Below are 26,127 nucleotides of genomic sequence, written 5' to 3'. Positions count from 1 at the left end.
GCCCGCGTCACAAGCGCCGGTGGAGGATCAGCACATCCACCAGGCCCTCGCGGGGGTGGCGGAAACCCTCTGGAACGCGCCCGATCTCGACAAAGCCGAGCGACTGCCACAGCCGCACCGCGCGCGTGTTGGTGGCGACGACGAAGTTGAACTGCATCGCCGCGAAGCCGCGCGCGCGGGCACGATCCAGCACATGCGCCGCAAGCGCGCGGGCGATCCCCCGCCCCTGCGCCTCGGCCGCGACCATGAAGCCGGCATTGGCGACATGCGCGCCGCCGCCCGGCTGATTGGCCCGCACATAGGCCAGGCCGAGAACGCGGCCGTCCGCCTCGGCGACGACGCTCTCCTTGTCGGCCGCCCGCCAATAGGCGCACATCGCCGCCTCGGACATGTCGGGCGGCAGCGCATAGGTTTCGCCGGCGCGCACCACGGGAGCGGTGATCGCGAGCAGCGCGGGCGCGTCCTGCGCGGCGAGCGGGCGGATGCGGAGCGGCACGGTCATCGCCCCATGCTCTGACGGGAGGCCGCGACGCGCGCAACCCGCCTGTCCCGTCGCGGCGCGCTTGGGCCATGCCGCAGCCGCGAAAGCCCGCTGGACAAAAGCGGGGCTCCTGCGCCAAGCCGGCGCCCATGCACGCCATCATCGAAGCCGTCGCCAGCTGGATCATCCTCACCATCTCGGCGGCCGGCTATGCCGGCGTGGCGCTGCTGATGGCGATCGAGAGCGCCTGCATCCCGCTGCCCTCCGAGATCATCATGCCGTTCGCGGGCTATCTTGTCTCGATCGGCCGGCTGGAGCTGCTCGCGGTTGCGACCGCGGGCGCGATCGGCTGCAATCTGGGCTCGATCCCGGCCTATTATGCCGGCAAGCTGGGTGGCCGCGCCGTCATTCTGCGCTATGGCAAATGGGTGCTGATCGGCCCGTCCGAGCTGGACCAGGCCGAGCGCTTCTTCGCCCGGTTCGGCGGCCTGGCGGTGCTGATCGGCCGGCTGCTGCCGGTGATCCGCTCCTTCATCGCCTTTCCGGCGGGCATGGCGCGGATGAACCAGCTGCGCTTCCACCTCTACACCTTTATTGGCTCCTGGCCCTGGTGTTTCGCGCTGGCGCTGGTGGGGGAAAGGCTGGGCCGCGCCTGGCAGAGCGATCCGCGGCTGCGCGCGCTGCTCCACAAGGCGGACCTGGTGGTGGTGGCGGCGATCGTCGCGGCGATCGCCTTCTACATCTGGCACCGGATGCGCGGCGTGCGGCGCGCCGGCTGAGCACGCCGCACGCCGCCCCGAAAGCGCTTAGCCCTGGCTGGCCGGACGCGCGCCGCCGCTGCCGCCACGACGACGCGGACGCCGCCGCGCGCCGGCGCCGTCGCCGGCGGCGCCATCCACCGGGTTCCACCCGCCCGGCTGAGGACGGCCCGAATGGCCGCGCCCGCCCGCCGGCTTGGCGAGGCCGCCGGTGCCCGGCGCGCGCTTGGGCGCCGCCTCCTGCGGACGCGCCCCGCGCCGCGCGCCGGCGCCGCGCCCGTCATTGCGGCCACGGCTGCCCAGCGCATCGCGTTCGCGATCGTCACGGCTCGCCAGCTTGGGCGCCGGCAGGCGCTTCTGTTCGGCGAGGAAATTCTCGGGCAGCGGCAGCTCGACCGGCTTGACGCGGGTCAGCTTCTCGATGTCGCGCATATTGCCCCGCTCGTCCGGCGAGACGAAGGCCAGCGCCACGCCCGCCGCCCCGGCCCGCGCGGTGCGGCCGATCCGGTGGACATATTGCTCCGGCACATCGGGAATGTCGAAATTGAAGACATGGGTGACGCCATCCACATCGATGCCGCGCGCGGCGATATCGGTGGCGACGAGGATCGGCGTTTCGCCGGAGCGGAAGGCCGCGAGCGTGCGCTCGCGCTGCGGCTGGCTCTTATTGCCGTGGATCGCGCCGGCGGCGATATCGGCGGCGGCGAGGTGGCGGACGATGCGGTCCGCGCCATGCTTGGTGCGGCTGAAGACGAGCGCGCGGCCAATCTCCTGCTTCGCCTGGCCCTCGCGCAGCTTGATCGTGAGCAGCGCCTGCTTCTCGGCCTGGTTCACATAGGTGAGATACTGATCCACCCGCTCGGCGGTGGTGGCGACCGGCGCCACCGCCACCTTGACCGGATCGGTGAGGAATTTGTCGGCAAGCTCGCCGATCGTCTTGGGCATGGTGGCCGAGAAGAAGAGCGACTGACGCTGACGCGGCAGCAGCGGCACGATCCGGCGCAGCGCGTGGATGAAGCCGAGATCGAGCATCTGGTCGGCCTCGTCGAGCACGAAGATCTCGACATGGCGAAGCGTCAGCGCGCGCTGGTCGACCAGGTCGAGCAGCCGGCCCGGCGTCGCCACCAGAATGTCCACGCCATGCTGGAGCTGGCGGATCTGCCGGTTGATCGGCACGCCGCCGAAGATGGTGGCGACGCTGAGCTTCAGATTGGCGCCATAGGCGCGCATGCTCTCGGCGATCTGGCTGGCCAGCTCGCGCGTCGGCGCCAGCACCAGCATCCGGCAGCCATGGGCCTGGCGATGCTTGGGCGCGCCGGCGAGATGGTGCAGCGCGGGCAGCGAGAACGCCGCCGTCTTGCCGGTGCCCGTCTGGGCGATGCCGAGAAGATCCCGGCCTTCGAGCAGCGGCGGAATGGCCTGCGCCTGGATCGGCGTCGGCGTGTGATAGCCTTCGGCGTCGAGCGCGGCCTGGATGGGGGCGGCGAGGCCGAGTTCGGAAAATTTGGTCATGAGAGACTCGCGATGCGCGGCGCGCCGCCGGGCAAGGCCCAGGCGACGGCGGCGGGTTACCGACAACCCGCGTGAAAAGGGTAGCCAAGGGGCGTTTCCAGAAGATGCGGCGGCTCGGCGACCCCAGGGGGACACCCTTCACGCAGCGCCGGCATCATGGCGAAAGCCACGAACGCTTGGATGCCCCGTAGCCGATCTCGGGCGTCAATGCAATGCCGCAGCGCACAAAATTCCTGGCCACTTGCACGCGCGCGCATTTGATACCAAGTCCGCGCCATGCTGATCGAAACCGAAGCCACCCCGAACCCGCAGACGATGAAGTTCCTGCCTGGCCGCACCGTGATGGAGGCGGGCACGCGGGATTTCGCGACGCCCGAGGAGGCGGAAGCCTCGCCGCTCGCCGAGGCGCTGTTCACGCTCGGCGATGTCGAGGGTGTGTTCTTCGGGAGCGACTTCGTCTCTGTGACGGCCGCGCCCGGCAGCGACTGGCGGGATCTGAAGCCGCAGGTGCTCGGCACGCTGCTCGACCATTTCAGCGGCGGCGCGCCGCTGTTCCGCGCCGGCTCGGCGGCGGCGATCGAGATCGCGCCCGGGGGGATCGAAGCGGATCCGGAGGATGCCGACATCATCGACCAGATCAAGGATCTGATCGACACGCGCGTGCGCCCGGCGGTGGCGCGCGATGGCGGGGATATCGTCTATCGCGGCTTCCAGCGCGGCACCGTCTATCTCGCCATGCACGGCGCCTGCGCGGGTTGTCCCTCCTCGACGGCGACGCTGAAACAGGGCATCGAGCAGCTTCTGAAGCATTATGTGCCGGAGGTGACGGAAGTTCGCGCCGTCTGATCCGGCCTTTGGCGAGGGCGATGGTGGACAAGCTCGACGATCAGGGACTGGACCTGCTGTTCCGCGAGGCGCGGAGTTTCAGCCATTGGCAGGACCGGCCGCTGCCCGAGGGCACGCCCGAGGCGATCTGGGCGCTGCTCCGCCTGGGACCGACCGCCGCCAACTGCCAGCCGGCGCGGCTGCACTGGTGCGTTTCGGCCGAAGCCCGCACGACGCTGGCCGGCTGCGTGTCCGAAGGCAATGTCGCCAAGGTGCGCACCGCGCCGGCGACGGTGATCATCGCCTATGATCCCGAATTCTACGAGCGCCTGCCGACCCTCTATCCGCCGGCGGACGCGCGCGCCTGGTTTGCCGGCAACGCGGCGCTGATCGCGCACACGGCGCTGCGCGACAGCAGCCTTCAGGCGGCCTATCTGATGCTGGCGGCGCGCGCGCTCGGCCTGGATGCCGGGCCGATGGCGGGGTTCGATGCCGAAAAGGTGGAGCAGGCCTTTCTCGCCGGCACCGGATACCGCGCCACCATGCTGTGCGCGATCGGCTATGGCGATCGATCGCGGCTGCATCCGCGCCTGCCGCGGCTCGCCTTCGCCGACGCCAACATCGTAAGCTGACCCTTGGCCGGCCTCACGCTCGCGCTGGATACCGCGACGGCCGCCTGCTCGGCGGCCCTGATCCGCGCCGGCCTGCTGGTGACGAGCGACAGCGCGCTGGTGGGGCGCGGCCATGCCGAGCGGCTGGTGCCGATGGTGGAGGCGCTGCTGGACGGCGCCCGCCCCGATCGCATCCTCGTCGATTGCGGGCCGGGCAGCTTCACCGGCGTGCGCGTGGGGCTGGCGGCGGCGATCGGGCTCGGCCTGGGCTGGGGCGTGCCGGTGCTCGGCTATGAATCGCTCGATCTGCTCGCGCTCGCCTATGCCGATGCGAATCCGCACGCGACGGCGGTGGCGGTGGCGCTGAGCGGCGGCCATGGCGAGCTGTTCGTCCGCCGCTACGCGCTCGCGCCCGTGCGGCCGCTCGGCGCGCTCGACTCCCTCCCGCCCGAAACTGCCGCCGCGCAGGTGGAGGAGACGGTGGTGATCGGATCCGGCGCGGGCGATCTGGTCGCCGCGCGCGGCTGGGGCGAGGCGCAGGCGCTGCTGCCCGATGCCGCCGCCGCGCGCCTGTTGCCCGAGGCGATGCTGCGTCCGCCCGTTCCCGTCTATGGCCGCGCCCCCGACGCGGCGCGGCCCGCATGAGTCGCGCGCTCGCCCCCGCCGGCGCGCACCGGCTGGCCGAGGGCGGCCCGGGCGATCTCGACGCGGTGATGGCGGTGATGGAGGCGGCCTTCGACCCGCAATATGGCGAGGCGTGGACGCGCAGCCAGTGCGCCGGCATTCTCGGCCTGCCGGGCGTGTGGCTGGTGCTGGCGCATGGCGCGTGCGGGCCGCTCGGCTTCGCGCTCAGCCGGGTCATCATGGACGAGGCCGAGCTGCTGCTGCTCGCGGTTCTCCCGGAGTCGCGCGGGCGCGGCATCGGAGGGGCCCTGCTCGAGGCGGTGGGCCATCAGGCGCGCACCCGCGGCGCGGTCAAGCTGCATCTCGAGATGCGCGACGACAATCCCGCCGCGCGCCTCTACGCCGCCGCAGGCTTCAGCGAGGTCGGGCGCCGCCCGCGCTACTATCAGGGTCGCGACGGCCGCCGCCGCGATGCGCTCACCCTGATCCGCCTTCTCGACGCGCCGCGCGCGCAAGAGGGTTGAACCCCCGCCTGGGCTGCGACACAAGCCGGAGGCCGGCGTGCGCCGGCCTGTTATGTCGCGTGCTTGGAGAAGAATATATGAGCGATCCCGTGGATCACGGCGAGGGCCTGGTGGCGCTCACCGCAGATATCGTCGCCGCCCATGTCGCCCATAATGCGGTGCCGCTCGATCAGGTGGCGGGGCTGATCCGCGCCGTGCACGAGGCGCTCGCCGGGCTCGGCGCGCCGGCCCCCGCGCCCGCCACCCCGCTGACGCCGGCGGTGCCGATTCGGGCTTCGGTCAAGCCGGACCACATCGTCTGCCTCGAGGATGGCAAGAAGCTGAAGATGCTGAAGCGCCACCTCGCCGCCCATTATGATCTCACGCCCGATCAATATCGGCGCAAATGGAACCTGCCGCACGATTATCCCATGGTGGCGCCGGCCTATGCGGCGCGGCGCAGCGCGCTCGCCAAGGAAATCGGGCTGGGCAAGCGACCGCGCGCACGATGAGCGTGGCGGGGCCCCTTTCTTCCGCACCCGTCTCGGCCTAAAGCGGAGCCATGCGCAAGATCGATCTTGAGGCGCTGTGCGCCGAGAAGGGGCTCCGCATCACCGAGCAGCGGCGGGTGATCGCGCGCGTGCTTTCGGAAGCCGAGGATCATCCCGATGTCGAGGAGGTCCATGCCCGCGCCGCCGCGATCGATCCCGGCATCTCCATCGCCACCGTCTACCGCACCGTGCGCCTGTTCGAGGAAGCCGGCATTCTCGAGCGGCACGAATTCGGCCAGGGCCGTTCGCGCTACGAGGCGACCAGCGAGGAACATCACGATCATCTGATCGAGCATGGCAGCGGCAAGGTCATCGAATTTGTCGACGAGGAGCTGGAAGCGCTCCAGCGGCGCATCGCCGAGCGGCTGGGCTATCGCCTGATCGGCCACCGCATGGAGCTGTATGGCGTCCCGCTCAAGCAGGATCAGTAAGGCCGCCCGTGCCCCCGTGGAGCGCGGCGCCCGCCTGCGGGCCTGGCGGCGCGTCATCGTGGTCGCGCTGTTGCTGGTCCTCTACCTCACGCTGCACGGGCTGTGGCGGCTGTTCGGCCGGCCCTCGCCCTGGCCGCCCCGCTTCCTCGGCCGGCTCGCCCATGCTGCGGGGATAGACGTCGCCTGTCGCGGCACGCCGCTGCGCCGCCATGTCCTCTACGTGGCGAATCACCTCACCTGGTTCGACATCACCATTCTCGCGGGGGCGACGGGCACGCGGTTCATCTCCAAGGACGATGTCGCGCGCTGGCCGCTGATCGGCTTTCTCGCCGGGCTCAACCGCACCATCTTCATCGCCCGGGCCGAGCGCGGACAGGTGGCGCGCCAAGCCGAGGCGGTGCGGATCGCGCTGGCGGAGGGCACGCCCGTCACCCTCTTCCCCGAGGGCGGCACGGGCGATGGCGTGGCGCTCAAGCCGTTCCGCGCCTCGCTCTTCGCCGCCGCGCTCGGCTGCGACCGCGTGATGATCCAGCCGGTCGCGATCGATTATGGCGCCGAACGCCGGCTGGTGGCCTGGACGGATCATCGCGGCGGCTTCGGCGCCGAGCTGTTCCGCCTGCTCGGTCTTGCCGGCCGCCGCCAGGTGACGCTCCATTTCCTCGATCCGATCGACCCCGCGCAAACGGGGGATCGCAAGCGGGTCGCCGCCTGCGCCCAGGCGCGGATCGCGGCCGCGCTTGGCGAGACGGGGGTGGAGCCTGTATAGGCGCGCGCCATGTCCGCACGCCCCCTGCCCCGCAGCTTCGCCGTCAAATCCTTCGGCTGCCAGATGAACGTCTATGATGGCGAACGCATGGCCGAGCTTCTCGCCGGCCAGGGCATGGTTCCCGCCGCCGATGGCGAGGCCGCCGAGCTGGTGGTGCTCAACACCTGCCACATCCGCGAAAAGGCGGCCGAGAAGGTCTATTCCGATATCGGGCGGCTGGTGAAGGCGAGCCACGCGGCGGGCGCGGCCAAGCCGCTGATCGCGGTGGCGGGCTGCGTCGCCCAGGCCGAGGGTGCGGAGATCGTCCAGCGCGCCCGCGCGGTGGATATCGTGGTCGGCCCGCAGGCCTATCACCGCCTACCCGATCTGGTCGCCCGCGCCGCCGCCGGCGCGCCGGCGCTGGACACCGACATGCCCGCCGAGTCCAAGTTCGGCGCGCTGCCCGCGCGCCGCAAGGTCGGCCCCGCCGCCTTCCTCACCGTGCAGGAAGGCTGCGACAAATTCTGCACCTATTGCGTCGTGCCCTATACGCGCGGCGCCGAAAGCTCGCGGCCCTGGTCCGCCATCCTCAACGAGGCGCGCGCGCTGGTCGACGCGGGCGCGTGCGAGATCACGCTGCTCGGCCAGAATGTGAATGCCTGGACGGGCGAGGACGAAGCCGGCCGCCGCCAGGGCCTGGACGGGCTGATCCGTGCGCTGGACCGGCTGCCCGGCCTCGCCCGCATCCGCTACACCACCAGCCACCCGAACGACATGTCCGACGCGCTGATCGCCGCGCATGGCGAGATCGCGTCGCTGATGCCCTTCCTGCACCTGCCGGTGCAATCGGGATCGGATCGCATCCTCAAGGCGATGAACCGCAGCCACACGACCGATGCCTATCTCCGGCTGATCGAGCGGGTGCGCGCGGCGCGGCCCGACATCGCGATTTCGGGAGATTTCATCGTCGGCTTCCCGGGCGAGACCGATGCGGACTTCGCGGCCACGCTGGCGCTGGTGGAGGCGGTGGGCCATGCCCAAGCGTTCAGTTTCAAATATAGCCCGCGCCCCGGCACGCCCGCCGCCACCATGGACGATCAGATCGCGCCGGCGGTGATGGACGCGCGGCTGCAGGCGCTCCAGGCGCTGCTCAACCGCCAACAGCATGGCTTCAACACCGCCAGCCTCGGCCGCCGCTGCACCGTGCTGATCGAGCGGCGCGGCAAGCTGCCGGGCCAGATGCTTGGCAAGAGCCCCTGGCTGCAATCCGTCCATATCCAGACCGACGCGCCGATCGGATCGCTGCTCGAGGTGGAGATCGTCGCCGCCGGCCCCAACAGCGTTTCGGGCGAATATCGGGCGCGCATCGCCGCCTGATCCCTCGATGCGCCGCGCCCCGGCCGGCGGGTGCCGACCGGGGCGCGGGCTGACGGCGCGGGGTACGCGCTCAGTAGGTGCCGGAGAAGCTCCGGTCGAGGCCGGCGCCGCGCGTCTCGTCGCCGCCCGCGCCGGTGCCGGCGCCCGTCGTCGACGCGGTACCCGTGCCGGTGGTGCCGGTGGTGCCGCGGTTCGCGCCGTCGCGCGCCGCATCTTGCCCGCCACCGAACAGGCCGCCACGCTCATCGGCCTCGCGCCAGGCCTTTTTCGCTTCCTCGGCGGTCTTGGAAAGCGTCACCTTGTCGGCCACCGTGGCGATCCAGGAGGACGGGATCGAATGGTGATGACCACCCGCGTCGCGGTCCGTCTTGGTGAGCAGGATATGGTCGGAGCGGACATGATCGACCGTGCCGACATGGGCGCCGTCCGACCCGACCACTTCCTGATGCTCCTTGACCTGCTGGAGCGAGTCCCGCTGGGTCTGGCGGGTCTGGCGCCAGGTCGAGAATTCACTCTCGAAGCGGCTGCGGTTCTCGCGGCGATACTCGTCATAGTCGCGATCGAAGGCATCGATCTGGCGATCGCGCCAGTTGCGGTAATCATGATGATCGTGATGGTCGTGCTCGCGTCCGCCGAACAGGCCGCCACGCTCCTGCGTGCCGCGATCCCGGTCATAGCCCGCGCCATAGCGGCCGCCGGTTTCGTAGCGCTGCGCGCCATAGCCGCTGCGCTCGCCACCGCCGCGATACTCGCGTCCACGCTCGCGCTCATAGCCGTAATCGCCCGCGCCATAGCCATAGCCGGTGGTGCGGCTGCCGCCATCGTCGAACTGGCGGCCTTCCATGCTGCGGTCATAGCCCATGCCGCCGCGCTCGGCGCGACCATAGCTCTCGTCGCGGTTGGAGCGCGTCCAGTTCGGATAGCGATCGGGGCTGCGATAGCCGCCGGGCTCGTAATTGGCATAGCGACCGCCACGCTCGTAGCGATCGCTCTCGCCGCGGGCGCGATCGTAGCGCTCGTCATAGCGCTCATCGTAGCGGCGGCGGCGCTCGGCCTCCTCGTCGCCGAACCAGGACCGAACCTCGTCGCCCGCGCGCTCGAAGAAGCCGCGCTCCTGGGCGTCGTCCCGACGATAGTCGTCACGGTCGGATCGATAGCCGCGATCCGGCCGATCATTGCGTTCGTAGGCCATTGCCTTCTCCTCTTGGCGATCGACAGCCAGTGTCGGCACGCTCCGGCACCGCCCGGCTTGGAGAGCAAAACCAACGTAAATCAGCGCCGTTCCGCCGCGCCCCAAACGGCGCGGGGCAGGCCGCGCAGCCAGCGGGACGAGCTGAGCGCCAAGAAAATGCAGGGCGATGATTTTTGGGCGTTGCCAGCCGGATCGCGCGCGGCTAGAGGGGCGGCCCCGGCGGGTGCGGGGCTGTAGCTCAGATGGGAGAGCGCTGCAATCGCACTGCAGAGGTCAGGGGTTCGATTCCCCTCAGCTCCACCAACCCCGCCGGGTCTTTCCTGATATCGTCGAAATACACGCTGCACGATCCGCCGACCGGATCGCTGCGCTTGACGACTACGCTTGTGGCCGGTATCAACTACGCCCGTAGACCCTAATCGGGAGCAGCGTGGTGGAGCGCATCGGCGAAGGCGAGCTGGCGGTGATGGAGGTGCTGTGGGACACGGCGCCGCTGAGCGCGGCCGAGGTGGTGGCGCGGCTCGGACCGGATCGCGACTGGAGCGACAGCACGGTCAAGACGATGCTGGCCCGGCTCGTCGCCAAGGGTGCGCTCGCGCATGAGGAGGATGGCCGGCGCTATCGCTACCGGCCGATGCTCGCGCGCGACGCCTATGCCCGCACCGAGACGCGGCGGCTTGCCGATCGCCTGTTCGGCGGTCGCGCCGCGCCGCTCGTCGCCCATCTCGCCGAGGCGCAGACGCTGAGCGAGGAGGATATCGCGGAGCTGGACGCGCTCGTCCAGGCGCTGCGCAAATGATCGCGCTCGCCGCCCGCCTCGCCACGCCCGGCTTCGCCGAGGCGCTGATCGGCTCCGCGCTGCTGATGCTGCTGGTGCTCGCGCTCCGCCGCCCGGCGGCGCGGCTGTTCGGCCCGCAGATCGGCTATGCGCTCTGGCTGCTTCCCGCGCTGCGGCTCCTGCTGCCGCCGCTGCCGGGCTGGCACCCCTTCTATCTCCCCGTCATCTGGATCACGCCGGACAGCACGCGGATCGGCCTGATGGCCACGCAGGATATCGGCACGGAACCGCTGACGCGCGCGCCGGGGCTGGTCGCCGCCGCGCCCGGCTTCGACTGGGCATCGCTGCCGGCGCTGCTGCTGCTCGCCTGGGCGGCCGGCGCGGCGGTGCTGCTCGGCGTACAGCTGGCGCGCTATCACGGCTTTGTCCGCCGCGCCTGCGCGGGAGCCGCGCGGCTCACCGTCAGCTGCGGCGTGGAGGTGCTGCTGAGCCCGGCGGTGCGCGGCCCGGTCGCGGTGGGCCTGATCCGGCGGCGCATCCTGCTGCCCGCCGATTTCAGCCGACGCTACACCGCCGAGGAGCGCCGGCTCGCGCTGCTCCACGAGGGCGCGCATCATGATCGGGGCGATCTCTACGCCAATTTCGCCGGTCTGCTCGTGCTCGCCGCGCATTGGTGGAACCCGCTCGCCTATCGCGCCTACCGCGCCTTCCGCATCGATCAGGAACTGGCCTGCGACGCCACGGTGCTGCGCCGGGCGAGCGGCGAGGATCGCGTCAGCTATGGCCGCGCGGTGCTCAAATCGGCGATCGCGCCGAGCCCCGCCATCGCCTGCGCGCTCAACAACAAGGCGCAGCTGGCCGAGCGGGTGCGGATGATGGCGGCGCGCCGCTTCGAGACGACGCGGCTGGCGGCGGGCGGGCTGTTCGCGCTGGCGATCGCGGCGGCCGGGCTGGCGCTGACGGCGTCGGGCGCCCAGGCCGGCGCCACCACCCCGCCCGACTGGTTCGACCAGGCCATGGCGCAGGCCGAGCGCGACGCCGCCCAGGCGGCGGTGGACGCCAAGACGCTCGACGCGCGCTCGGCCGAGCTTGAGGTCGCGCAGCGTCGTTCGACCCGGATCGAGGCCGCGATGGCGCGCTCGACCCAGGTCGAGGCGGCGCAGGCGCGCGCGGCCCGGCTCGAGGCGGCGCAGGCGCGGCTCGCGGCGAGCGCCGCGGCGCTGCGGGCGCGCGCGGCCGCCACCGAGGCGATGGCGCGGCTGCCCGACGCGCAGGCGATGGAGGCGCAGCTGCGCGCCGCGCGCGTCGCATCCGGCCTCGCGCGGGAGGCCGGCCACACGGCGCGCGCGGAGGCGATCGACGGCGCGGTGAAAGCCTCGCTCGCGGCGGCCGGCGTCGACGCGATCGACGCGCATGTCCGCACCGCGCTCGCCGCCGCCGGGGTCGACCGGATCGACGACCATGTCGAGGCGGTGCTGCGCGCGCACGGCCTGACGGCGCGCTGACGGGGCTCAGCTCCGGCCGAACAGCCGTTCCACATCCGCCTTGGAGAGCTTCACCCAGGTCGGCCGGCCATGGTTGCACTGGCCCGAATGGGGGGTGATCTCCATCTCGCGCAGCAGCGCGTTCATCTCGGCCACGGACAGGGCGCGGCCGGCGCGGACCGAGCCGTGGCACGCCATGGTGGCGGCGACATGGTCCAGCCGCTCGCGCAGGCTCAGCGCGGAGTCGTAGGCGGCAAGCTCGTCCGCCAGATCCTGCACCAGCCCGTGCACATCGGTGCGGCCGAGCAGCGCCGGCACCGCGCGGACCAGCATGGCGCGGGGGCCGAAGCGATCGAGCGTCAGCCCCAGCTCGGCGAATTCGGCGAGCCGCGCCTCCAGCCGGTCGCAGGCGGGCTCGTCCAGCTCGATCACTTCGGGCAGGAGCAGCGTCTGCGCCGCGACGCCCCCCTCGCTCATCGCCCGCCGCATCCGCTCCAGCACCAGCCGCTCGTGCGCGGCATGTTGATCGACCAGCACCAGCCCATCCTCGGCTTCGGCGACGATATAGGTGGCGGCGACCTGCCCGCGCGCGACGCCGAGCGGATGGCGCGCGCCCTGCGGCACCGCCGCCACCGCCGGCTCGGCCCGGCCCTGCGGCGGCGCGGCGAGCGCGGGCGGCGGCGCGGCATAGCCGGGCGCGCGATCCCACACGGCATATTGGCGCGCCTCGATCGGCAGCGGGGCGGAAGCCGCCTCGGCCGCTCCGAGCGCGCCGCTCTGCCACGCCTCGGGCCCGAGCGCGGGGCGCTGCACCACGCGATGGCCGGCGGCATCCAGCGCCGCGCGCAGCCCGCCGACGATCAGCCCGCGCACCAGCGCCGGTTCGCGGAAGCGGACCTCGGTCTTGGCCGGGTGGACGTTCACGTCCACCTCCTCGCCGGGCAGCGACACGAACAGCGCGACGACCGGGTGGCGATCCCGCGCGAGCATCTCGGCATAGGCGGCGCGCACGCTGCCGGCGAGCAGGCGATCGCGCACCGGCCGGCCGTTGACGAACAGATATTGGTGATCGGCGACCCCGCGGTGGAAGGTGGGCAAGCCGGCCACGCCTTCCAGCCTCACCCCGCCGCGCACATGATCGATCACCACCGCATTGTCCTGCAGCGCGCGGTCGGTGAGCGCGGCGACCCGCGCCGGCTGGCTCTCGCCCGGCGCGACCGAGAAGATGCGCCGCCCGTCATGCTCCAGCGAGAAGCCGATATCGGGGCGCGCCATCGCCAGCCGCTTCACCGCATCGACGCAGGCGGCATATTCCGAGCGCGCCGAGCGCAGGAATTTGCGGCGTGCCGGCACGCGCGCGAACAGCCCTTCCATGCGCACGCGCGTGCCGGGCGGGAGCGCCGCCGGCCCCTGCTCCACGAGCGCGCCATTGTCGACGATGCGCCGCCAGCCATCGCCGCCGCGCACCCGGCTCTCGATCGCGAGCCGCGCCACACTGGCGATCGAGGGCAGCGCCTCGCCCCGGAAGCCGAGCGTGGCGACGGCCTCAATCGCCTCGTCCGGCAGCTTGGAGGTGGCGTGCCGCTCCAGCGCCAGCGCCATCTCGTCCGGGTTCATGCCGCAGCCGTCATCCGCCACCTCGAGCCCCGCGAGCCCGCCTTCGAACAGCGCCACCGCGACCCGCGTGGCGCCCGCGTCGATTGCGTTCTCGACAAGTTCCTTGAGCGCGCTGGCCGGCCTTTCAACCACTTCACCGGCGGCGATACGATTGACGAGATGCTCGGGCAGGCGACGTATTGACATGGGTTCGGCCTTAGCCCAAGCGGCGGCCTTCCGCGACCGTGACGATGGACACCGCAGGGCACGCAACCTGCGGCGCGATCGGCAAACGGGCGCGGAGCGTCGGATAGAAATGGCCGAAAGTGGGGCGGCCGATCGCAAGCAACGGGCGAGATCGGGCAAGCATGGTGTTCACGCGCTTCTTCAAATTCATGTCGCACGATATGGCGATCGATCTCGGGACGGCGAACACGCTCGTCTATCTGCGCGGGCGCGGCATCGTGCTGAACGAGCCGTCGGTGGTGGCGATCGAAACGATCCAGGGCGTCAAGAAGGTGCGCGCCGTGGGCGAGGACGCCAAGCTGATGATGGGCAAGACGCCGGGCTCGATCGAGGCGATCCGCCCGCTGCGCGACGGCGTCATCGCCGACATCGACGTCGCCGAGCAGATGATCAAGCACTTCATCCACAAGGTGCATGGCGGCAAGGCGCGGCCCTGGCGCTTCCCCGAAATCGTGATCTGCGTGCCTTCGGGCTCGACCTCGGTGGAACGCCGCGCGATCCGCGACGCGGCCTCCAACGCGGGCGCTAGCCAGGTCTTCCTGATCGAGGAGCCGATGGCGGCGGCGATCGGCGCGGACATGCCCGTGACCGAGCCGGTGGGATCGATGGTGGTGGATATCGGCGGCGGCACCACCGAGGTGGCGGTGCTCTCGCTGCGCGGCCTCGCCTATACCACGAGCGTGCGCGTGGGCGGCGACAAGATGGACGAGGCGATCGCCTCCTATGTCCGCCGCAACCATAATCTGCTGATCGGCGAGGCGACGGCCGAGCGGATCAAGAAGGAAGTGGGCTGCGCCAAAATGCCGGCCGATGGCGTGGGCGAGACGATCCACATCAAGGGCCGCGATCTCGTCAACGGCGTGCCCAAGGAAATCACGATCAACCAGGGCCAGATCGCCGATGCGCTGTCCGAGCCCGTCGGCACCATCATTGAGGGCGTGCGGATCGCGCTCGAAAATACCGCGCCCGAGCTCGCCGCAGACATTGTCGACCAGGGCATCGTGCTGACCGGCGGCGGCGCGCTGCTCCAGGGCATCGACGAGGTGCTGCGCGACGAGACCGGCCTGCCCGTCACCATCGCCGACGATCCGCTCACCTGCGTCGCGCTGGGCACCGGCCGCGCGCTCGAGGAACCCGTGTATCGCGGCGTGCTGCAGACCGCCTGAGCGGCCGGAGGCGCGCGGCCGCCGCGCGCGGGCGGCGGGGCGCATGAGGGTAAGGCGCGATGAGGCGAACGCCTGAAGCACCGGAGAGCGCGCCGCGATGAAGCCAAGAACGCGCAACCGGCGCCCCGGCTTCTCGCGGCGCGCGCAATATGGCCTGTTCTTCTCCTATGTGGTGGCGGTGGCGGGGATCGTGATCGGCCTCGGCCTGATCCTCGTCGCCCATTTCGATCCGGTCGGCTTCGGCGCCATTCGCGGGCTCGCGCTCGATCTTACCACGCCCGTGTCCACCGCCGGCCGAAGCCTGGTGGATGGCATCGGCGGCGGCGTCCAGACCGTGTCCGCCTATATCAACGCCGGCAGCCAGAATGCCGCGATGCGCGCCGAGCTGGATCATGATCGCCAGGCGCTCGTCCGCGCCCGCATCCTGGCGCTGGAGAATGCGCGGCTGCGGCGCTTGCTGCGGCTGGTCGAGGGCAATGTCGATCCCGTCGCGGTGGCGCGCATCGTCGGCTCCACCGGCACCAGCAGCCGCCGCCTCGCCACGCTCAACGCGGGCAGCCTCAACGGCGTGCGGCCGGGCCAGCCGGTGCGCTCCCCCGAAGGGCTGGTCGGCCGGGTGGTGGAGACCGGCCTCACCGCCGCGCGCGTGCTGCTGATCACGGACAATGCCTCGGTGGTGCCGGTGCGGCTGGCGCGCGGCGGCCTGGCCGCGCTGGCCGCCGGCCGCGGCGACGGATCGCTCGAGCTGCGGCCGCTCGGCGCCGGCAGCAACCCCTTCCATCGCGGCGACATCGTGCTCACCTCGGGCACGGGCGGCCTCTATCCGCCGGATGTGCCGGTGGCGGTGGTGCTGCGCCGCGACGGCGACATCGCCATCGCCTGGCCGCTCGCCGATCCCGCGCGGCTCGATTATGCCGTGGTCGAGCCACCCTATATCGGCGTGCCCGCGCCCGCCGCCATTCCCACGGTCACGCCCTGATGCTGGGGCCGGTGGGACGATCGGGCGAGCGTCGACTCGATTTCCGCGCGCGCGCGGTGCCGGCGCTCACCACGCTGCTCGGCTCGGCGACGGCGCTGCTCCCGGTCGTCGCCCTCTCCCCCTCCTGGCCGCCGCTGGGGCTTCTGATGCTGCTCGCCTGGCGGCTGCTCCGTCCCGAAATCTGGGCGCCCTGGGTGGCGCTGCCGCTCGGCCTTGCCGATGATCTCATCACCGGCCAGACACTCGGCACCGGGATGGTCGGCTGGACCCTGTGCCTGCTGGCGATCGAAGCGGTGGAAGGACGGCTGCTGTGGCGCGACTATTGGCAGGAATGGCTGCTCGCCGCCGGGCTGATCGCGGCGACGATCCTGCTTGGCTGGGCGATCGCCCGCTGGACCGGCGGCGCCACGCCGATCCTGCTGCTGGCGCCGCAGATCGTCGCCAGCATCCTCTGCTTCCCCATGGTGAGCCGGCTCTGCGTGCTGCTCGATCGCTGGCGGCTGGCCTTCGGCAAGATTCGCGCGCAGGACTGACGCCATGAAGATCGGCGCGCATCGCCCGCCCCGTCGCCTCGTCACCGAGGCGCAGCAGAGTTTCACCTTCGCCCGCCGCACGCTGGTGCTCGGCGCGGCGCAGGGCGCGGTGGGCCTGATGCTGGCGGCGCGCATGGGCTGGCTAGCGGTGGCCGAGCATGATCGCTTCACCGCGCTGGCCGAGAGCAATCGCGCCCGCTCCACGCTGATTCCGCCGCGCCGGGGCTGGATCGTCGATCGCTCGGGCAAGCCGATCGCGGTCAACCGCTCCGATTTCCGGGTCGATCTCATCCCCGATCTGATGCGCGACAAGGATGCCGAAATCGCGCTGCTCACGCAGATCCTGCGCCTCACCCCCGATGATCTGGACCGGTTGCACGAGATGCTCGCCAAGGCGGCGGGCTTCCAGCCGGTGGCGGTGATCGAGGATCTGGATTTCGAGCGCTTCGCCCAGGTCAATCTGCGCCTGCCGGACCTGCCGGGCGTGATGCCGGCGCGCGGCTTTTCGCGCTTCTACCCCGCCGGGGCGGCGGTGGCGCATCTGTGCGGCTATGTCGGCGCCGCCTCGGCCGAGGATTACAAGAAGGCGCATGATCCGCTGCTGATCACGCCCGGCTTCAAGGTCGGCAAGCAGGGCCTCGAGAAGGTGTTCGACGCCTATGTGCGCGGCAAGCCCGGCGCTAAGCGATCGGAGGTGACGGCGCGCGGCAAGCTGGTGCGCGAGCTGACCACCCAGGCCGAGGTGCCGGGTAACACGCTCCACCTCACCATCGATGCCGGGCTGCAATCCTATCTGGCCGAGCGCATGGGCACCGAATCGGGCTCGGCGGTGGTGATCGACGCGCGCAATGGCGACATTCTCGCGATGGTGGCGATGCCCGCCTTCGATCCCAACAGCTTCTCGCGCGGGATCAGCCATGACGAATGGAACATGCTGTCCGCCAACGATCATCTCCCGCTGCTGAACAAGACGCTGCAGGGGCTGTATCCGCCGGGATCGACGGTGAAGCCGATGAACGCGCTGGCGCTGCTGGAGGCCGGGGTCTCGCCCGACGATCATGTGCTGTGCACGGGGCGCTACCGCGTCGGCAACAGCTTCTTCCACTGCTGGCAGCATCGCGGCCATGGCGCGATCGACATGCACCGCGCGATCCAGCAGAGCTGCGACGTCTATTTCTACGAGATGGCGCGCCGCGTCGGCACGCCGCGGATCGCCGCCACCGCGCGGACGCTGGGCCTGGGGCAGAGCTTCCCGCTGCCGGTCACCTCGCAGCGCTACGGCACGGTGCCCGATCCCGATTGGAAGATGCGCCGCTACCACAAAAGCTGGACCGTGTCGGACACGCTGAACAGCTCGATCGGCCAGGGCTATACGCTGGTCAACCCGCTCCAGCTGGCGGTGATGGCGTCGCGGCTGGCGAGCGGGCGCGTGCTGGTGCCTCGCCTCGTCCACCGCACCACGGACCAGCCGGCCGAGCCGCTCGCCGTCGCGCCCGAGCATCTGGCGATCATCCGCGCCGCGATGGGCCGGGTGGTCGGGCCTGGCGGCACCGCCAACAGCGCCCGCCTGCCGCTCGCCAATGTCGCGATGGCCGGCAAGACGGGCAGCGCGCAGGTGCGGCGGATCAGCATGGCGGATCGCGCGGCCGGGCGGGTGCGCGGCGATATCGGCGCGTGGCGCACGCGCGACCATGGCCTGTTCATCGCCTTCGCGCCGGTCGACACGCCCATCTACGCGGTCGGCATCATCCTGGAACATGCCGGCCATGGCACGGCCGCCGCGCAGATGGCGCGCGATGCCATCACCTATCTCTACGATCCCGAAAAGGCGCAGGCGACGCTGGCGAGGCTGCAGCCGAGCTGGGGCGGCGACATCGCCACCCGCATGGCGCGCGAGCGGGCGGCGTGGCAGGCGCAGCAGGTGGCGCAGAAGGTCGCCGACGCGGCCGAGGCGGCGAGCGTCGACAATGCCGCCGATCCCGCGCCCAGCGCCACCGCCAGCGCGGTCGCGCCGCCCGAGGAGGCACCCACCAACGCGCAGGGCGGCAATGATGCGGGCGCGATGGACGAATGATCGGCAATTCGCTCATTCCCGCCCCGCTCGCCGCTTTGCCCTGGCGGGTGATCCTGACGGTGACGGCGATCACCGGCTTCGGGCTGGTGGTGCTCTATTCCGCCGCCGGCGGCAGCCTGCGGCCCTGGGCGCTCGGCCAGGGCCTGCGCTTCGTGGTGCTGCTGGCGCTCGCCATCGCGCTGTCGCGGCTCGATCAGGCGCGGCTCAAGGCGATCGCGCTGCCCGCCTATGGCGTGCTGCTGGTGGCGCTGCTGCTGACCGAACTGGTCGGCGCGGTGCGCGGCGGCGGCCAGCGCTGGCTGGATCTCGGCATCATCCGCCTCCAGCCCTCCGAGCTGATGAAGCCGGTGATCGTGCTGGTGCTGGCGCGCTTCTACGATCGCCTGCCGGCGGGCGAGATCCGCGGCTTCCACGCGATCTGGCCGGCGCTGGCGCTGATCGGCCTGCCCTTCGCGCTGATCCTCGTCCAGCCCGATCTCGGCACGGCGACGATGGTGATGATGGGCGGCGTGACGGTGATGTTCCTGGCCGGGCTTCCGCTGCGCCTGTTCATCGGCGCGGTGCTGGCGGCGCTGCCGCTGGGCGCGGGCGCGTGGAGCATGCTGCACGAATATCAGCGCAACCGCGTCCTGATCTTCCTCGATCCGGACATGGACCCGCTCGGCCGCGGCTATCACATCACCCAGAGCAAGATCGCGATCGGCTCGGGCGGGCTGCTCGGCAAGGGCTTCCTCAACGGCACCCAGAGCCATCTCGACTATCTGCCCGAGGGCCAGACCGACTTCGTCTTCGCCACCATGGCCGAGGAATGGGGCCTGGCGGGCGGCGTGCTGCTCATCATCGGCTTCCTTTCGGTGATCTGGTGGGGGCTGGGCGTGGCGCTGCGCGCGCCGACGCGCTTCGCCCGGCTCACCGCCGCCGGCCTTTCCACCACCATCTTCTTCTATGTCGCGATCAACCTGATGATGGTGATGGGCCTCGCGCCCGTGGTGGGGATCCCGCTGCCGCTCGTCTCCTATGGCAGCTCGGCGGTGATGACGGTGATGATCATCATCGGCATTCTCTTCGCGCTCGATCGCGACCAGCGCGGCTACCGGCCGCCCTTCGGCTGAGCGTATGTCCCTTGGGTCGAGCGCCTTTGCTTCGACTGAGCGCCTGCAAAAAACTTGCCGGAATCGCTTTACAGCCCCCCACCCCCCTGCTACTCGGCCGCTCCCGACGCGATCGACCGATCGCAGGACGGAACGGACGCATAGCTCAGTTGGTAGAGCAGCTGACTCTTAATCAGCGGGTCCCAGGTTCGAGCCCTGGTGCGTCCACCATTTTCTCATCGATTTAGCCGACCATATAACGCCGGCCAACGAGTATGGCGGGCTTATTGGTGCGGCGAGAACGGCCTGGCTTCCAGCACCTGCTTGCTACGTAGTCGCGGCGGGCGTGGATGGTCTTGCCTCGCTTTGCCCCTTGGTCGATACCGCTCTGCGGCGCCGCCACGCACGGCGCCCGGGGCGTGGAAACCCCGAAACACAGCGGCTGGGCTGCCCGTTGTAGCCCGCGCATCCTTGACCCTATGGTCGGGGAGCCTGCGACGTATGTCCAGGGCTCTCCAGCCTAAAGGTCGTAGGGACCGGCTGTGTTCGGTTTTCCAACTCCCCGATCACCAAGGATCAGGTGTGAAGTCGGCGCGGGGGCGTACCGCCACCGACTTCAGGGGGGAAGTCATGGCCCATGGCACGCGTCGCATCGAGACGGGGTGGATCGGCCTTGACACGGCGACGCGGCAGATCGTGCTGCACCAGCCCGGGGGCGCCTTCTGGTTCGTGGCGGGGCTGGCCGGCGCGCGCCGGCTCATGGGCCATGTCGTGACGTTGGAAGGCGAGCGTGCGGATTTCAACCTGCTCGCGGTGCGCCGGATCCTGGCCGTGGATGGCGGGCCGGTGCCGGCACTGCGGCAAGGCTTGCGAGGCTGGCGTCGCGCGCGGATAGAGGGGGAGCCCTGCCCCGCCGACCGCGCGGTAAGGGGCGAGGATGAAAGGCCTTCCATGCTTGCCGAGCCGCTTGCCCCGACCGCGCCGAAATCGGGCCGCTGGTATACGCATCTCTATGCGCAGGTGCTGGTGGCGATCCTTCTGGGCATCGCGCTGGGCCAGCTCGATCCCGGCGCGGGCGCGGCGCTCAAGCTGCTCGGCGATGCCTTCATCAAGCTGGTGAAGATGGTGATCGCGCCCGTCATCTTCCTCACCATCGTCACCGGCATCGCCGGCATGCGCGATCTCGGCTCGGTCGGCCGGGTGGCGGGCAAGGCCTTCGCCTATTTCCTCTTCTTCTCGACGCTGGCGCTGCTGCTGGGGCTGCTGGTGGCCAATGTCGTGCGGCCGGGCGCGGGGCTCGACATCGATCCCGCCACGCTCGATGCCAGCCGCGTCGCCAGCTACGCCGCCAAGGCGCACGAGACGAGCATCACCGGCTTCCTCACCGCCATCATCCCGGACACGGCGCTGTCGGCGCTGACCGAGGGCAATATCCTGCAGACCCTGTTCCTCGCCATTCTGGTAGGCATCTCGCTGGCGCTGATCGGCGAGCGTGGGGACGGCCTGCTGGCGCTGTTCGAGCAGGCATCGGCCGTTTTCTTCAAGCTGGTGGCGATCGTGATGAAGGCCGCGCCGCTCGGCGCCTTCGGGGCGATGGCCTTCACCATCGGCACCTATGGCGTCGGCACCCTCGCCAATCTCGCCGCTCTGGTCGCCTGCTTCTATCTCTCGGCCTTGCTGTTCGTGCTGCTCGTGCTGGGCGCGGTGGCGCGGCTGGCGGGGTTCTCGATCCTCAAGCTGATCGCCTATCTGAAGACCGAGCTGCTGCTGGTGCTCGGCACCTCCTCCTCGGAAAGCGCCCTGCCCGCGCTGATCGAGAAGATGGAGCGCGCCGGCTGCCCCAAGTCGATCGTCGGGCTGGTGGTGCCCACCGGCTATTCCTTCAACCTCGACGGCACCAATCTCTACATGACGCTGGCGGCGCTGTTCATCGCCCAGGCCACCAATGTGCATCTCAGCCTGGGCGAGCAGCTGCTGCTGCTCGGCGTCGCGATGCTCTCGTCCAAGGGCGCGGCGGGGGTGACGGGCGCGGGCTTCATCACGCTGGCGGCGACGCTCTCGATCGTGCCGAGCGTGCCGGTGGCGGGCATGGCGCTGATCCTCGGCGTCGATCGCTTCATGTCCGAGTGCCGCAGCCTCACCAACTTCATCGGCAATGCGGTGGCCACGGTGATCGTGTCGCGCTGGGAGGGCGCGCTGGATCATGCCGCGCTGACCGCGGCGCTCGCCGGCGAGACCGCGCCGCGCCGCGGGTAACCGCTCCGAAAGCTCTCCCGCGCCATGAGGCTTGGCGCGGCGGCGCGGCGGTGCGAGGAAGCGCGCGGGGCATGAGCGGAGGCGAACGATGATCCTGGTAACGGGTGCGGCGGGCTTTATCGGGGCGGCGCTGTGCCGGGCGCTGATCGCGCGCGGCGAGGCGGTGCTCGGGATCGACAGCCTCAACGACTATTATCCGGTCGCGCTCAAGCAGGCGCGGCTCGAGGCGATCGCTGCCACCCCCGGCGCCGACACGCTCTTCCGCTTCCAGCAGCTGGATTTCGCCGACGACGAGGCGCTGGAGGCGGCGCTGGCCGGCGTGGCGATCGAGCGCATCGTCCATCTCGGCGCGCAGGCGGGCGTGCGCTACTCGATCGAAAATCCGCGCGCCTATGCCCGCGCCAATCTGGTCGGCCATCTCAACCTGCTCGAGCTGGCGCGCGCGCGCGGCGTGGCGCATCTCGTCTATGCCTCGTCCTCCTCGGTCTATGGCGGCAATGCGAGCCTTCCCTTCCGGGTCGAGGATCGGGCGGACCGGCCCGTCTCGCTCTATGCCGCGACCAAGCGCGCCGACGAGCTGATGAGCGAAACCTACGCGCATCTCTATCGCCTGCCGCAGACCGGCCTGCGCTTCTTCACCGTCTACGGTCCCTGGGGCCGGCCCGACATGGCGCCCTGGCTCTTCACCCAGGCGGTGCTGGCGGGCACGCCGATCCGCGTCTTCAACCAGGGGCGGATGCGGCGCGACTTCACCTATATCGACGATATCATCGCCGGCGTGATCGCGGCGCTCGATCATCCGCCCGCCGACGACGGCACCGAGAAGGCGGGCGGCAGCCTCGGCCCGCATCGTCTCTACAATATCGGCAACAGCCGCGCCGAGGCGCTCGACGATTTCATCGCCGCGATCGAGGCGGCGTGCGGGCGCCCGGCGATCCGCGAGCTGCACCCGATGCAGCCTGGCGATGTCGAAGCCACTTACGCCGACATTTCCGCGATCGAGCGCGATCTCGGCTACCGCCCGACGATCGCGATCGGCGAAGGCATTCCGCGCTTCGTCGCCTGGTTCCGGGACTATCACGGCCTCTGAAAACGCGGCCGCCGCCGCTTAGGGGTGGACAGCGGCGGCCAAGTCCGGCACAATTCGTTCATGTCCGAAGGTCTGCACCTTTCGCTTCTGCGACTTACGCGCCCTTAGGCGCCACGAAGTTGCGCGTCCCCCGGGGGCCGCCTGTCGCCTAAGGGCTTCTCACCGCCAGACGACCCGCCGAGCCGCAGCGCGGCGCATGAGAGACGGACAATGACCGACACCGTATTGATCTTTGACACCACGCTCCGCGATGGCGAGCAGTCGCCCGGCTGTTCGATGAACCTCGAGGAAAAGCTCAAGGTCGCCGCCCAGCTCGAAGCCATGGGGGTGGACATTATCGAGGCGGGCTTCGCCATCGCCTCGGAAGGCGATTTCGAGGCCGTGAGCGCCGTCGCCCGCCAAGCGGATCGCGCGGTGGTGGCCAGCCTGGCGCGCGCCGCCATCGGCGATATTGATCGCGCCTGGGAGGCGGTGCGCCATGCGCGGCGGCCGCGCATCCACAGCTTCATCGCCACCTCGCCGCTCCACATGCGCGTCAAGCTCAACAAGACGCCCGAGCAGGTGCTGCAGGCGATCGAGCACACGATCAGCCATGCGCGCAATCTCTGCCCCGATGTGGAATGGTCGGCGGAGGATGCGACCCGGTCCGAACCGGACTTTCTGGCGCGCTGCATCGAGATCGCCATCCGCTGCGGCGCCACCACGATCAACCTGCCCGATACGGTGGGCTATGCCACGCCCGAAACCTATGGCGCGCTGTTCCGCGACATGATCGCCCGCGTGCCCAATGCCGATCGCGCGATCTTCTCCACCCATTGCCACAATGATCTGGGGCTGGGCGTGGCGAACACGCTGGCGGCGGTGGCGGCGGGCGCGCGCCAGGTGGAATCGACGATCAATGGCATCGGCGAGCGCGCCGGCAACGCGGCGGTCGAGGAGATCGCGATGGCGCTCAAGGTGCGCCACGATGTCATGCCCTTCCGCACCAACATCGTCTCGACCGAGATCACCCGCGCCAGCCGCCTGGTCTCGGGCATCACCGGCTTCCAGGTGCAGCCCAACAAGGCGATCGTCGGCGCCAATGCCTTCGCGCACGAGAGCGGCATCCACCAGGACGGGATGCTCAAGGACAGCTCCACCTACGAGATCATGACCCCGGAGAGCGTGGGCGTCACCACCTCCAACCTCGTCATGGGCAAGCATAGCGGGCGCGCGGCGTTCCGCTCCAAGCTCGAGGCGCTCGGCTATAGCCTGGGCGACAACGCCTTCCAGGATGCCTTTGTCCGCTTCAAGGCACTCGCCGACGCCAAGAAGGCGGTGTTCGACGAGGATATCGTCGCGCTCGTGGATGACGAGGTGCTGCGCGGGCACGACTCCATCCAGGTCAAGGATGTCGAGATCCATTGCGGCACCGGGCCCGCGCGCGCGATCCTCAGCCTCGAGATCGACGGGGTGGAGCGGGTCGCGGCGACGCGCGGCAATGGGCCGGTGGACGCGCTGTTCAACGCGGTGCGCGAACTGGTGCCGCACGACAAATCGGTGCTGGAGCGCTACGAGGTCCATGCCGTCACCGGCGGCACCGATGCGCAGGCCGAAGTCTCGGTGCTGCTCGCCGAGGAGGGGCGCACCACGCGCGGCGTCGGCGCGCATCATGATACGCTGGTCGCGAGCGTCCGGGCCTATGTGAACGCGCTCAACAAGCTGATGGTGAAGCGCGGCAAATCCGCACCGGACGCGCTCGCCGGCTAAGCGGGCCGGAGGCGCGCGCGGGCGGAGCGGGCCCGCGCGCGTCCGGCTCCGGCCCTGCGCGGCGGCGCCAGCGAGGCTGAGCGCGCCATGCCGTCGCGTACACAGGCGATCATCGGCGCCGCGATACTAATCGCGCCCGCCGCCAGCCCGGGCGGCAAGACCGGGCAAGATCAGGGCGAACAATCGGGCGGCGGCGAAAGCAGAACGGACCATCTTCGACCCGCGCGCGTCGAAGAGAGGCCTCTTCTCTACACGGCCGCCAGCGGCGTCGGAGCAAAGCATCTGGCCCCTCCCCGTTTCACGGCATCATCGCCGGCGAAGGTTAAGAAGACTTAGGAAAAAACTCCGGCCGGCACGGCTAAAGCGGCGCCCGCGGCGGCCGTTATCGGGATCGTGGCCGGCAAGGAATTGTCGCTCCGGCCGGCACTCGGAGGATTTCGCGATGACCGTGATCAACACCAACACCGCCGCGATGCGCGCCCAGAATGGCAGCCGCATGGCGAACTCCGCCATCCAGACCGCGATGAGCCGCCTCTCGTCGGGCAAGCGGATCAACTCCGCCGCCGACGACGCCGCCGGCATGGCGATCTCCAACTCGATGACCTCGCAGATCACCGGCATGAACCAGGCGATCCGCAACGCCAATGACGGCGTCTCGCTGGTCCAGACCGCCGACGGCGCGCTCGACGAAGTCACCAACATGCTGCAGCGCGTCCGCGAGCTGGCGGTGCAGTCGGCCTCGGGCACCTATTCCGACAATGACCGCGCCAACATGCAGACCGAAGTCGGCCAGCTGACGACGCAGATCGGCAGCGTGCTTTCGAACACCAAGTTCAACGGCATCCAGCTCTTCCAGGTCGGCACTCTGCCGAGCGGCACGACCGACGGCACCGCGCCGACGGCGGGCACCAGCGTCGCCATCCAGGCCGGCTCGGGCTCGGGCTCGCAGGATCAGATCACCATCGCGATCGGCAAGATCGATCTGAGCAAGGCCCATGCCGCCGCTTCGGGTTCGGCCGCCGCCGCCGGCAATCTCGACGTGTCGAACAGCGCCAGCAGCGGCAGCAACGGCGTCGCCAACGCGCAGACGACGATGAACACGGTCGACTCGATGCTGACGACGATCAATACCGTCCGCGCCGGGCTCGGCGCCTCGCAGAGCCAGCTCAACTCGGCGGTGAACAACCTCACCAACAACGTCACCAACCTGTCGGACGCGCGCAGCCGCATCCAGGACGCGGATTTCTCCTCGGAGACGACCGCGCTCGCCAAGGCGCAGATCCTGAGCCAGGCCTCCACCGCCATGCTCGCCCAGGCGAACCAGTCCTCGCAGGGCGTGCTCAAGCTCCTCCAGTAATCTGGGGGTCGGCATGGCTCCCGGCGCACTTGCTCCCCCGCGCCGGGGGCCATGTCCAGAATGCGAAGCGCCGCCGGTCGCTCCATGCGGCCGGCGGCGCCTCGTCCGTTCGGAACGG

Annotated in this window: 24 protein-coding genes and 2 tRNA genes; 22 read left to right on the top strand and 4 right to left on the bottom strand. The window is 70.4% G+C overall.

Annotated elements, in window-relative coordinates; genetic code table 11:
• Positions 1-7 precede the first annotated feature (7 nt).
• Positions 8-502, bottom strand: a complete 495-nt coding sequence (locus LHA26_RS15205) for a GNAT family N-acetyltransferase (RefSeq protein ID WP_252166424.1) — start codon at positions 500-502, stop codon at positions 8-10.
• Positions 503-630: 128 nt separating this feature from the next.
• Between LHA26_RS15205 and LHA26_RS15200 the strand changes: the two genes are divergently transcribed.
• Positions 631-1,260: a DedA family protein gene (locus tag LHA26_RS15200; protein ID WP_252166423.1), complete on the top strand. Its 630-nt coding sequence runs from the start codon at positions 631-633 to the stop codon at positions 1,258-1,260.
• 27 nt (positions 1,261-1,287) lie between these two features.
• Here the strand turns inward: LHA26_RS15200 and LHA26_RS15195 are convergent, their stop codons facing one another.
• Positions 1,288-2,751 carry a DEAD/DEAH box helicase gene (locus tag LHA26_RS15195; protein WP_252166422.1) on the bottom strand — a complete coding sequence of 488 codons (1,464 nt, stop codon included), beginning with the start codon at positions 2,749-2,751 and terminating at the stop codon, positions 1,288-1,290.
• Between the two features lie 276 nt (positions 2,752-3,027).
• On the opposite strand from LHA26_RS15195, the gene LHA26_RS15190 reads away from it, so the two are divergent.
• The 8 genes from LHA26_RS15190 (at position 3,028) to miaB (ending at position 8,418) form a co-directional block, all read left to right on the top strand.
• Positions 3,028-3,597: a NifU family protein gene (locus LHA26_RS15190; protein ID WP_252166421.1), complete on the top strand. Its 570-nt coding sequence runs from the start codon at positions 3,028-3,030 to the stop codon at positions 3,595-3,597.
• A 20-nt stretch (positions 3,598-3,617) separates the two neighbouring features.
• Positions 3,618-4,208, top strand: a complete 591-nt coding sequence (locus tag LHA26_RS15185; RefSeq protein WP_252166420.1) for a malonic semialdehyde reductase — start codon at positions 3,618-3,620, stop codon at positions 4,206-4,208.
• A 3-nt stretch (positions 4,209-4,211) separates the two neighbouring features.
• On the top strand, positions 4,212-4,832 hold the full coding sequence (gene tsaB / locus LHA26_RS15180) for a tRNA (adenosine(37)-N6)-threonylcarbamoyltransferase complex dimerization subunit type 1 TsaB (RefSeq protein ID WP_252166419.1): 621 nt from the start codon (positions 4,212-4,214) through the stop codon (positions 4,830-4,832).
• Positions 4,829-5,335 carry a GNAT family N-acetyltransferase gene (locus LHA26_RS15175; protein WP_252166418.1) on the top strand — a complete coding sequence of 169 codons (507 nt, stop codon included), beginning with the start codon at positions 4,829-4,831 and terminating at the stop codon, positions 5,333-5,335. The genes tsaB and LHA26_RS15175 overlap by 4 nt, the downstream gene beginning before the upstream one ends.
• A 77-nt stretch (positions 5,336-5,412) precedes the next feature.
• A complete protein-coding gene (locus LHA26_RS15170) occupies positions 5,413-5,826 on the top strand; it encodes a Ros/MucR family transcriptional regulator (RefSeq protein WP_252166417.1) in 414 nt (137 codons plus the stop codon).
• A gap of 50 nt (positions 5,827-5,876) precedes the next feature.
• A complete protein-coding gene (locus tag LHA26_RS15165) occupies positions 5,877-6,296 on the top strand; it encodes a Fur family transcriptional regulator (protein ID WP_252166416.1) in 420 nt (139 codons plus the stop codon).
• Between the two features lie 58 nt (positions 6,297-6,354).
• Positions 6,355-7,062 (top strand): lysophospholipid acyltransferase family protein, encoded by a 708-nt coding sequence (locus LHA26_RS15160; protein ID WP_252166415.1) that lies wholly within the window; start codon positions 6,355-6,357, stop codon positions 7,060-7,062.
• Positions 7,063-7,071: 9 nt separating this feature from the next.
• Entirely contained in the window at positions 7,072-8,418 is a 1,347-nt protein-coding gene (gene miaB, locus LHA26_RS15155; RefSeq protein WP_252166414.1) for a tRNA (N6-isopentenyl adenosine(37)-C2)-methylthiotransferase MiaB, read from the top strand.
• A 70-nt stretch (positions 8,419-8,488) separates the two neighbouring features.
• Here miaB and LHA26_RS15150 read toward each other — a convergent pair whose 3' ends face one another.
• Complete coding sequence (locus tag LHA26_RS15150; protein WP_252166413.1) at positions 8,489-9,610, bottom strand: DUF2171 domain-containing protein; 1,122 nt, start codon at positions 9,608-9,610, stop codon at positions 8,489-8,491.
• 227 nt (positions 9,611-9,837) lie between these two features.
• Here LHA26_RS15150 and LHA26_RS15145 point away from each other — a divergent pair.
• The 3 genes from LHA26_RS15145 (at position 9,838) to LHA26_RS15135 (ending at position 11,893) form a co-directional block, all read left to right on the top strand.
• Positions 9,838-9,913, top strand: a tRNA-Ala gene (locus LHA26_RS15145).
• 127 nt (positions 9,914-10,040) lie between these two features.
• Entirely contained in the window at positions 10,041-10,409 is a 369-nt protein-coding gene (locus LHA26_RS15140) for a BlaI/MecI/CopY family transcriptional regulator (RefSeq protein ID WP_252166412.1), read from the top strand.
• A complete protein-coding gene (locus LHA26_RS15135; RefSeq protein WP_252166411.1) occupies positions 10,406-11,893 on the top strand; it encodes a M56 family metallopeptidase in 1,488 nt (495 codons plus the stop codon). Before LHA26_RS15140 ends, LHA26_RS15135 begins: the two co-directional genes overlap by 4 nt.
• Before the next feature lie 6 nt (positions 11,894-11,899).
• Here the strand turns inward: LHA26_RS15135 and mutL are convergent, their stop codons facing one another.
• Positions 11,900-13,675 (bottom strand): DNA mismatch repair endonuclease MutL, encoded by a 1,776-nt coding sequence (mutL, locus tag LHA26_RS15130; RefSeq protein WP_252166410.1) that lies wholly within the window; start codon positions 13,673-13,675, stop codon positions 11,900-11,902.
• Positions 13,676-13,836: 161 nt separating this feature from the next.
• Between mutL and LHA26_RS15125 the strand changes: the two genes are divergently transcribed.
• From LHA26_RS15125 to LHA26_RS15080, 10 genes are all read left to right on the top strand, one after another.
• On the top strand, positions 13,837-14,880 hold the full coding sequence (locus LHA26_RS15125) for a rod shape-determining protein (RefSeq protein WP_252166409.1): 1,044 nt from the start codon (positions 13,837-13,839) through the stop codon (positions 14,878-14,880).
• Positions 14,881-14,977: 97 nt separating this feature from the next.
• Positions 14,978-15,859, top strand: a complete 882-nt coding sequence (mreC, locus tag LHA26_RS15120; RefSeq protein ID WP_252166408.1) for a rod shape-determining protein MreC — start codon at positions 14,978-14,980, stop codon at positions 15,857-15,859.
• A complete protein-coding gene (locus LHA26_RS15115) occupies positions 15,859-16,392 on the top strand; it encodes a rod shape-determining protein MreD (protein ID WP_252166407.1) in 534 nt (177 codons plus the stop codon). Before mreC ends, LHA26_RS15115 begins: the two co-directional genes overlap by 1 nt.
• A gap of 4 nt (positions 16,393-16,396) precedes the next feature.
• On the top strand, positions 16,397-18,466 hold the full coding sequence (gene mrdA / locus LHA26_RS15110; protein ID WP_252166406.1) for a penicillin-binding protein 2: 2,070 nt from the start codon (positions 16,397-16,399) through the stop codon (positions 18,464-18,466).
• Positions 18,463-19,578 (top strand): rod shape-determining protein RodA, encoded by a 1,116-nt coding sequence (gene rodA / locus LHA26_RS15105; protein ID WP_252166405.1) that lies wholly within the window; start codon positions 18,463-18,465, stop codon positions 19,576-19,578. Before mrdA ends, rodA begins: the two co-directional genes overlap by 4 nt.
• A 134-nt stretch (positions 19,579-19,712) precedes the next feature.
• Positions 19,713-19,788, top strand: a tRNA-Lys gene (locus tag LHA26_RS15100).
• A 720-nt stretch (positions 19,789-20,508) separates the two neighbouring features.
• Positions 20,509-21,813, top strand: coding sequence for a dicarboxylate/amino acid:cation symporter (locus LHA26_RS15095; protein WP_496560048.1), 1,305 nt, complete (start codon positions 20,509-20,511; stop codon positions 21,811-21,813).
• Between the two features lie 88 nt (positions 21,814-21,901).
• Positions 21,902-22,903, top strand: a complete 1,002-nt coding sequence (locus LHA26_RS15090; protein ID WP_252166403.1) for an NAD-dependent epimerase/dehydratase family protein — start codon at positions 21,902-21,904, stop codon at positions 22,901-22,903.
• Positions 22,904-23,113: 210 nt separating this feature from the next.
• Positions 23,114-24,652: a 2-isopropylmalate synthase gene (locus tag LHA26_RS15085; RefSeq protein WP_252166402.1), complete on the top strand. Its 1,539-nt coding sequence runs from the start codon at positions 23,114-23,116 to the stop codon at positions 24,650-24,652.
• 442 nt (positions 24,653-25,094) lie between these two features.
• Positions 25,095-26,009, top strand: a complete 915-nt coding sequence (locus LHA26_RS15080; RefSeq protein ID WP_252166401.1) for a flagellin N-terminal helical domain-containing protein — start codon at positions 25,095-25,097, stop codon at positions 26,007-26,009.
• Positions 26,010-26,127 lie beyond the last annotated feature (118 nt).

It is taken from the genome of Sphingomonas morindae, from assembly GCF_023822065.1.
GTDB lineage: Bacteria > Pseudomonadota > Alphaproteobacteria > Sphingomonadales > Sphingomonadaceae > Solisphingomonas > Solisphingomonas morindae.
The sequence above is the reverse complement of the archived record's forward strand: the minus strand, read 5'-3'. Positions and strand labels throughout refer to the sequence as shown.